At 46.5% G+C, this 1004-nt stretch carries 1 protein-coding gene; it reads right to left on the reverse strand.

All coding sequences use genetic code 11. The features are described from left to right. Window positions 1–1004: type III-A CRISPR-associated protein Cas10/Csm1 (gene cas10 / locus HWQ67_RS19735; protein ID WP_218254405.1), on the reverse strand; the 1004-nt coding region annotated here is incomplete at both ends.

A 1004-nucleotide genomic window follows, 5' to 3' on the forward strand; every position in this document is an offset into this window, starting at 1 on the left:
GTTTAAGATAATCGAGGACGGGGTTAGCCCTATGTTCGTACATAGCAGGTGGGCGGCCAGCTCTGACAGAAGCGAAACCGCAAACGACCTTCCCCTCAGGAGCTTGGCAGCGGCCTGCATTGTGCTGCCACCCCCGGCAAAGATGAAGTCCTGGATGCCGTAGAAATCCCCTGTTACCAACAAGAACTTTTTATCCTCGTAATCCTTGATCCGCTCTGTGTCCATACTGTCGGTCTGTTGATGATACATGTAAATGGCCGAGGCAATGGCAGAGGTTGTCCTGGAGTGGTCATAGAGTGAGATATCGGGTATTGTCCTGCCCACGGTGGCAGAGGCAATACTTGAGGCATAGGTCATGAAGAGGCTATCAAAGTGCTCAAACCACAGAGGTATCTCTTCTTTGTGTAAAATATTGTCAAGTGACGCTACAAAATCCTTGAACAGTTTGGTATACTCCTTCGTTGCTGATTTGCTGTCTAACGTGCAGTATTCATCACCCTCTACTGGAAAAATATTCACAGGTGAAAGCCTCTTTAAGAGATATCTGAACTTGTAGGAGTTGATATCGTCTCCCTTATGCTTATCCTCCAGGGATATCCCCTCAAAAATAGAGAGCATCCGTGTCTTTTTGTAGTCCCTGACTTTAACCTCGTTATTGTAGTCATCAAACTCTCTCCTATCCATACCGCTGCTTACCCTGTCGGCAACCGCTATGATCCACTGCATAGGGGTATCTGGCTTGTGGTGCCCTGCGGCAAGGTTGATAAACGAATCGCCCATCCCCCAATTACCCTTATTAAACATAGTTGGCAGATACTTCTCGATGTATTCAATGAATGCCGCCGTATAGAGTGCATGGCTATGGGTGTAACGATTGTTGTAATACGGCTGATATAGACGCTCATTGTTATTTTTGTATTCTTGCTCTAAGTGAAACCCCTCATCTGCCGCCCTTTCTGCAAACTTGCCAATATCGTGTAAATAACCGGCGATAGCTATCTTGT

Origin of the sequence: Candidatus Magnetobacterium casense, assembly GCF_019173545.1 — a bacterium.
Lineage (GTDB): Bacteria > Nitrospirota > Thermodesulfovibrionia > Thermodesulfovibrionales > Magnetobacteriaceae > Magnetobacterium > Magnetobacterium cryptolimnobacter.